The 7,016-nt window shown below is 65.0% G+C and carries 8 protein-coding genes; 3 read left to right on the top strand and 5 right to left on the bottom strand.

From position 1 onward, the window contains the following. Window positions 1-53: 53 nt before the first annotated feature. From GXP34_08910 to GXP34_08895, 4 genes are all read right to left on the bottom strand, one after another. Window positions 54-452, bottom strand: a complete 399-nt coding sequence (locus tag GXP34_08910) for a cupin domain-containing protein (GenBank protein ID NOY56093.1) — start codon at window positions 450-452, stop codon at window positions 54-56. 266 nt (window positions 453-718) lie between these two features. After that, window positions 719-1,969 (bottom strand): phosphoglycerate kinase, encoded by a 1,251-nt coding sequence (gene pgk / locus GXP34_08905; protein NOY56092.1) that lies wholly within the window; start codon window positions 1,967-1,969, stop codon window positions 719-721. A gap of 19 nt (window positions 1,970-1,988) precedes the next feature. Next, complete coding sequence (locus GXP34_08900; GenBank protein ID NOY56091.1) at window positions 1,989-3,008, bottom strand: type II glyceraldehyde-3-phosphate dehydrogenase; 1,020 nt, start codon at window positions 3,006-3,008, stop codon at window positions 1,989-1,991. 26 nt (window positions 3,009-3,034) lie between these two features. After that, entirely contained in the window at window positions 3,035-4,120 is a 1,086-nt protein-coding gene (locus GXP34_08895; GenBank protein ID NOY56090.1) for a 3-isopropylmalate dehydrogenase, read from the bottom strand. A 202-nt stretch (window positions 4,121-4,322) separates the two neighbouring features. Here GXP34_08895 and GXP34_08890 point away from each other — a divergent pair, with 202 nt between their 5' ends. After that, window positions 4,323-4,487, top strand: coding sequence for a hypothetical protein (locus GXP34_08890; GenBank protein ID NOY56089.1), 165 nt, complete (start codon window positions 4,323-4,325; stop codon window positions 4,485-4,487). Here the strand turns inward: GXP34_08890 and GXP34_08885 are convergent. After that, entirely contained in the window at window positions 4,469-5,101 is a 633-nt protein-coding gene (locus tag GXP34_08885; GenBank protein ID NOY56088.1) for an alpha/beta fold hydrolase, read from the bottom strand. The genes GXP34_08890 and GXP34_08885 overlap by 19 nt on opposite strands. Before the next feature lie 189 nt (window positions 5,102-5,290). Between GXP34_08885 and lpdA the strand changes: the two genes are divergently transcribed. Continuing rightward, entirely contained in the window at window positions 5,291-6,670 is a 1,380-nt protein-coding gene (gene lpdA, locus GXP34_08880) for a dihydrolipoyl dehydrogenase (protein ID NOY56087.1), read from the top strand. A 36-nt stretch (window positions 6,671-6,706) separates the two neighbouring features. Further along, a partial coding sequence (locus tag GXP34_08875; GenBank protein ID NOY56086.1) for a hypothetical protein occupies window positions 6,707-7,016 on the top strand: 310 nt, incomplete at its 3' end.

The raw sequence follows: 7,016 nt of genomic DNA, 5'->3' as shown, positions 1-7,016 counted from the left end.
CGTCAGGCGGGCGCGCGCAGCGGATCTCGTACGGGTCGGGCCGACGTCGGCGATCAGCGAAGCGAAGCCCAAGGTTCTTCCCCGGAGACGTCGACGAGTTCGTATCCGGCCTCACCGACGCAAGGACCGAGGATGGCCAGCAACTTCGCATCGTCATCGGAGTCGTTGAACGAGGCGTGGACCGTGTCCTTCGGGACGAAGCAGGAGTCGCCCGCCGCCATGATGTGCTTCTCGTCGCCGATCCACTGTTCGACCGCCCCTTCGACCACAAAGAGGACCTCTTCCTGATCGGGGTGCTTGTGGAAATTGTGGCAGCCGCCTGGATCGAGCCGAACATCGATGACGACGAGCTGTTTCGCTCCGGTGGATGCCGGTCGGGACAGCCAACCGAGCTGTCCCCAGTCCAGTGTTTCGAAATCGACCGATGCATTCGGTACAAAGGTTCCAGCCACGTCCGTATCCTCCTCGTTTGGCCTGCTTGCGCCTCAATGTAGCGCCCATTGTGCCAGGCGTGCACCGGAGCCGTTCCGGCGGGTGATCGAGCACCCGGGTCGGTCACGCCGGTGTGTTCATCACCATCGCGGCGGATGCATCATCGGACGGCCCGAAGAGCGTCCGGGCGTAGCCAGGGCACTGTCGGCGTATCCGTGGCCATCGTCGCGCAGCCACGGGGAGCGAGCCGAACCCATCACAGGGGCCCGGTCCGCGCCGCCGGCGCTCACCGTGCCAGGTCCCGTTCGGCCGCCTTCTCCATCGCCCTCAGGAGGGGGAGAGGCCGGCCGCTCAGGTAGCGGATCAGCGCACCACCACCGGTGCTCACGAAGTCGATGTCGTTCAGATCGATGAACCGACGTGCGCCGGCGACGGTGTCGCCGCCGCCGATCACCGAGCGTCCCGATGTGGCGGCCACCGCCTCCCAGAGGGAGCGTGTGCCGGTGGCGCCGATCTGCGACTCGTACACACCCGCCGGGCCGTTGACGAACACGGTCGCGGCCTCGTTGATGACCCGGCCGTACTCGGCGATGGTCTCGGAGCCTATGTCGATGATCATCAGGTCGGTCGGAAGGTCCGATACGGGCACCTCGCGCCTGCGGCCATGGTCATCCACGGCGACGTCGATCGGCACCCGTATCCGATCACCGTATCGCGCCAGGTAATCGACGGCCTGGGGAACGAAGGCGTCGAGTGACCGATCCCGGATGAAGCGCACCGAGGCCGGCCCCAGGTCGATACCGGCCGCCATGAGCATGATGTGCCCGGTGATACCGGTCGTGAGCAGCGTGTCGGCCGTTCCCTCGGCGAGGATCTTCGTCATCATCCCGAAGGCATCGGAGATCTTCAATCCGCCCAGGACGAAGACGCACGGCCGCTCCGGATTCTCGGCAATGTTCGACAGTGCGGCGACTTCTTCGAGGAGGAGACGCCCTCCCGCCGTGGGCAGGAGTTCCTGGAACGCGACCATCGACGGGGCGCTCCGGTGCGCAGCCGCGAACGCATCGTTGACGTACAGGTCGAAGAGCGGCGCAAGGTTCCGCACGAGGTAGGTCCTGGTCATCTCCTTCGGTGTGAGCTTGACCGCGTTCTCGAACGTGGAGACCTCCTCGGTGAGGAAGCGAAGATTGTCGAGAAGGAGGATCTCCCCGTCTTCCAGATCGAGGATCGCGCGCCGCGCCGCCGGACCGGCCACATCGTCGATGAACGACACCGTGCGGCTCAGCTTCTCCGAGAGCTTCACCGCATGCTCCTCGAGGGAGACGAGGTTGTGGTAGTCCAGCGTGTCGCCCTGGTGGGCGATGATCACGGTCTTCGCTCCCGCGCTCGCCAGGTCCTCGATTGTGGGAAGGCTCTTGTTCAGCCGGTTGTCGTCGGCGATCGCGCCGGTCTCCTGGTCGATCGGAGAGTTGATGTCGACGCGGAGCAGGACCCGAGAGCCGCGGACGTCGAAGTCGTCGAGCGATGCGATCTTCATGACGTGTCCGATCCCTGGTTCAGCCGATGCCCAGGTATTTGTTGGTCAGTCCGACGGCTTCGAGGCGGTCGGTCTGCAGCTCGAGCGCCGCCCGGATTCCATCGATCGTTTCCGGGATGACCACCGACTCCTGGGGGATGTTGATGGCGAACATCACGTCATCGCCAGACATGCCGACGGTCTCTTCGAACAGTCCGATCTCATACATGTCTCCACGAGGATGACCGAGAAAGCGGGCATAGTTGAAGAGCGACGTGTTGGTGGTGAACCCGTCGGCGATCTTCACGACTCGAATGCGGGGATGCTCCCGGAAGGCCTCGATGACCGCGTCCTTGCCGATCGAGCGTTTCGGCGTGGCGACGATGCTGATGATGTGGCCGTGAGTGACCGGAGCGTGCACCAGCAGGCCCGTCGCGTCGATGTGGGGCATGATGTTCATCAGGTCGACCGCTTGATGATTGGGAATCGGCTCCATGAGGAGAGAGTCGACCAGACCGCGATGGGTGTCACCCGGATCGGCGACACGTCGGATGATCGTGACGGCGACCTTCTCGATGCCGACGGCACGATCGAGACAGTCGACCGCCCGTATCAGGCCGGTCGTGTTGCAGGAGGTGAGCTTCAGGTAGTCACGCCCGAGGCCCTTCTCGTAGTTGGCGTAGCCGTGGAAGAACACGTCCGCCACTTCGCCTGCTTCTCCCCCCTGGAAGATCGCCTTGATGCCGCGTTGGACGTATTTCTCCTTGTTCTTGGCGCCGATGCCTGCCCCGGTGGCGTCCAGCATGATGTCCACTTGTCCGAGGAGGTCGTCGAAGTCTCCCGTGACGGGGATGCCGGCCCCCTCCAGCGCGGTCCGGCCGTCCGCATTGGCGGCGTAGAGATCGAAGGGCATGCCGCGTTCTGCGAGCGCCTGCACCGAGAGGGTGGGGGCCACATCGGCGACACCGACAACCTCCATGTCTTCCTGCCGGGCGGCACCATCGGCCAGGCGTTGCCCGATCACGCCATAGCCCGCAACACCCACTTTGACCTTTGCCATCGTTGGAACCTCCTCGCCGCGTCCTGTCATGCGGTCGCCCTCATCGCCTTCTCGACGGCCAGGCCGACTTCATCGGTTGTGTTGTTCCCACCCATGTCCCTGGTGCGGACCTCGCCCTTTCCCAGGGTCGATGCAACCGCCTGCTGAACGTTGTCCGCCGCCTCCTTCTCGCCCAGATGTTCGAGCATCATCCTGATCGCTTCGATCGAGGCGATCGGATTGACGATACGTTTGCCCGTGTACTTGGGTGCGGAACCGTGAATGGGTTCGAACATCGACGGGTAGGTCCGCTCCGGATTGACGTTTCCGCCGCCGGCGAACCCCATTCCGCCCTGGAGCATCGCGCCGAGGTCGGTGATGATGTCTCCGAAGAGGTTCGAGGCCACGACCACGTCGAACCAGCCGGGGTTCTTGACGAACCACATCGTGAGGGCGTCCACGAGCGCCATGTCCGTCTCGACGGTCGGGTAGTCCTGGGCCACCGCCGCGTACACCTCGTCCCAGAAGACCATCGAGTAGTTCAGTGCGTTCGACTTCGTGCAGTTGGTGACGCGTCCGGGGGAGCCGGCGGTGTCTCTTCGCTGGACGGCGGCGTCGAACGCATAGCGGATGACGCGCTCACAGCCCTTCCACGTGAACACGCCCGTCTGCAGCGCGAAGCTTTCGGGCGTTCCCTGCTTGAAGATGCCGCCGACCCGCGAGTACTCGCCTTCGGTGTTCTCACGGATGACCAGCATGTCGACGGTCTCCGGGGTGGCCGTGGTGATCGGAGTACGTACTCCCGGATAGAGCTTGATCGGGCGAAGATTGACGTACTGGTCGAAGCCGGTACGGATCGCGAGGAGGAGCTGCAGGGAGATGTGGTCGGGGACCTTGTTCGCGTCCCCGATGCAACCAAGGAAGATGCTGTCGAAATCTGCGAGTGTCGACAGGGCGTTCTCGGGCATCATCACGCCGTTTTGGAGGTAGTAATCGCATGACCAATCGAACGTCTCGAGTTCGACGTCGAATCCGTGGATCTGGGCCGCAGCGTTGAGAATTCGGGTGGCCTCCTGGGTGATCTCGGCGCCCACTCCGTCTCCGGGGATTGCTGCTATACGGTATTGCGGCACGGTGGCCTCCTCATGTCTCGCTCCGGTTGTCTCCGGCCGTCTCCCCCAACGACCAACAGTCGGGAGATTACCGGGCGGTGCCCACGGGCGTGGAATCTCGGCGTGAATCCTCACGAGACGGGTGCAAAGCCGTGCTTGCCCCTTCACGCGGCGGCTCAAGTGCGATACATTGAACCGGGCTGGGGGCTGCGAGGGGTTCGTCATGGGTCGAAGCGTCGGATGGTGGCTGGTCGTGGGTGTGTTCTTCGGAGTCGCGTTCGCGTTCATGGCCGCTTGGGCCTTGGGACGCGAATCGACCGCCTGGCTCGGGTACGGGGTGGCCGGCGGGGTGCTCGTCGGGGTCCTGTTCTACCGCTCGTGTCGCTGAGCGAGTGTCTGGGCGACGATCTCGGTCACACGGTCGTGCCGGAACGTGAAGAAGTGGTCACTGCCTTCGAGGACTTCCACCGTCGCTCCGATCGACTTCGCGTAGGTACGGGTCGCCTCGACGGTGGCGAACTGGTCACGATCTCCGATGATCAGCACCCTGGGTGCCGGGGCCAATCGTTTCGGCTCGGCGAACATGCCGACCGGCAGCGCGATACCGGCGTAGGGGGAGTCGTCGTCGGACCGTCCCTGCCAGCGAAGCGAGGTCAGGGCACCGAACGACCAGCCTGCCAGACCGAGGGGGAGGTCGGCGTGGCGGTCTCGAGCGTCCTGCACCGCGGCGGCGACGTCGTCGATCTCGCCTTCTCCCCGGTCCCAGGTTCCTGTTGATGCCCCGACACCCCGAAAGTTGAAGCGCAGCACCGCAAAGCCGCGCTCGACGAGGCCATGGGTCACCCGATGCATCAGGGGGGCGTGCATGGTGCCGCCGGCCTGTGGATGCGGGTGACAGAACACGACCACGCCGGTGGCAACGTCCGGTTCGTCCCAACGTGCCTCGAGGCGAATGCCCGCCTCGGTGTCGATCACGTGGTTGGAGGAGGGGAGTTGGATCACGGCCAAACACAGTAGCCAGCGTTCTCGTCAATGCCGGCGTCGGTATGCGACGCCAGCATTGACCAGAAACCGACCTCTGTTTTTCCTGTCAATGGCAGCGTCGGTATGCGACGCCAGCATTGACCAGAAACCGTTTTGTAGATACTGCACCGCCGGGAGGCCACTATCCTCGGGCCCCCCACACGGAGGATCTCCTTGTACGACGTCGTCATCATCGGTGCCGGGCCCGGGGGGTACGCGGCTGCCCTGTATGCGCACAATTTCGGCCTCAGCGTCGCCCTCGTCGAGAAAGACCAGCAGGTCGGTGGGACCTGTCTCAACCGCGGCTGTATCCCCGCAAAGCACTGGCTCCACACCGCCGAAGTGTTCACCACCGTCAAGGAGGCGGCCGGCTTCGGCGTCAACTCGACCGAGCCGACACTCGACTGGGGCGTCGCCCACGCCCGCAAGAACGACATCGTCGCCGGCCTGACCAAAGGCCTCGCCGGCCTCCTTCGATCCCGCGGCGCGGAGATCATCTCCGGGTTCGGTCGCATCGAGGGCCCCGGCAAGGTGCGGGTGGCCGGTGTCGACGGCGAACGAGTTCTCGAGGGCCGCAACGTCATCGTCGCGACCGGTTCGGGTCCTCGCTCGATTCCCGGGTACGAGTTCGACGGAACGAAGATCGTCACCTCCGACGACGCCCTCGACTGGGAGACGCAGCCCAAGCGGGTCGCCATCATCGGTGCCGGGGCGATCGGGTGCGAGTTCGCCTCGATGCTCGTCGACGTCGGCAGCGAAGTGCACCTGTTCGAGATGATGGATCAGATCGTTCCCGGGGCCGACGCGGACGCAGCGAAGGAACTGACCCGCAACCTCAAGCGTCACGGCGTCAAGATCCGTACGTCGGTGCAGGTCGGACCCGCGCAGATCACCGACACGGGGGTGACGGTGCCGTTCGGCGACGACTCGGTCGATGTCGACGTCGTGCTGGTCGCCGTCGGTCGCAAGCCCCTCACCGACGGGATCGGCCTGGAGAGCACCAAAGCCGTGGTGGATCGCGGGTTCGTCGAAGTCGACAAGGCGACGATGCAGACGGCCGAACCGGGCGTGTACGCGATCGGCGACATCGTCGCGGGGACACCGCAGCTCGCCCACGTCGGGTTCGCCGAGGCGATCGCGGCGATCACCTACATCGCCACCGGAGAGACGCAGCCGGTCGACTATCGCGCAGTCCCGCTCGTCGTGTACACGCGCCCCGAGATGGCCGAGGTCGGTTACTCGGAAGCCAAGGCGAAAGAACTCGGGTTCGACGTCGAGGTGACCAGCCACGGGTTCGCCGCGGTGAGCCGCGCGAGGATCATCGGGCAGAATCGCGGCATCGTGAAGATCGTCGCGGAGAAGAACGGTCCGATCCTGGGAGCGGTGATCGTCGGGCCCCAAGCGGGCGAGCTGATCCATGAGATGATGTACGCAGTGGGCTGGGAGGCGCTGCCGTCCGAGGCGGCGGCGTTCATTCACGCCCATCCGACCCTTTCGGAGGCGGTGGGCGAAACATTGCTCAGCGCAAGCGGAAGAAGTCTGCACTGAACCGGCGGCACGGGCCGCCATGTGAGAGGAGCGAGGATGGCCACGACGGTCAACATGCCGCAGCTGGGTGAGACGGTCACGGAGGGAACGATTCTCTCCTGGCCGAAGAAGGTGGGCGACACGATTCGTGAGGACGAGGTCCTCGTCGAGGTCTCCACCGACAAGGTGGACACCGAGATCCCGTCCCCCGTCGAGGGAACGATCCTGGCGATCCTCGTCTCGGAAGGCGAGACGGTGAAGGTGGGCACGCCGCTGGTCGTCGTCGGTGAGGCCGGCGAGCAGGTCCCTGTGGCGTCAGCGCCTGCCCCCGAACCCGCCTCCGAAGAAGCGTCCGAGCCCGAGCCGG

The organism is Actinomycetota bacterium, assembly GCA_013152275.1.
Classification (GTDB): Bacteria; Actinomycetota; Acidimicrobiia; order Spongiisociales; family UBA4744; genus BMS3Bbin01.
The sequence above is the reverse complement of the archived record's forward strand: the minus strand, read 5'-3'. Positions and strand labels throughout refer to the sequence as shown.

What these genes read in the sequence shown, in the direction of transcription:
- GXP34_08890 (NOY56089.1), top strand. Translation starts at nt 4,323, where the DNA reads ATGGGTCGAAGCGTCGGATGGTGGCTGGTCGTGGGTGTGTTCTTCGGA.
- pgk (NOY56092.1), bottom strand. Translation starts at nt 1,969, where the DNA reads ATGAAGATCGCATCGCTCGACGACTTCGACGTCCGCGGCTCTCGGGTC.
- GXP34_08900 (NOY56091.1), bottom strand. Translation starts at nt 3,008, where the DNA reads ATGGCAAAGGTCAAAGTGGGTGTTGCGGGCTATGGCGTGATCGGGCAA.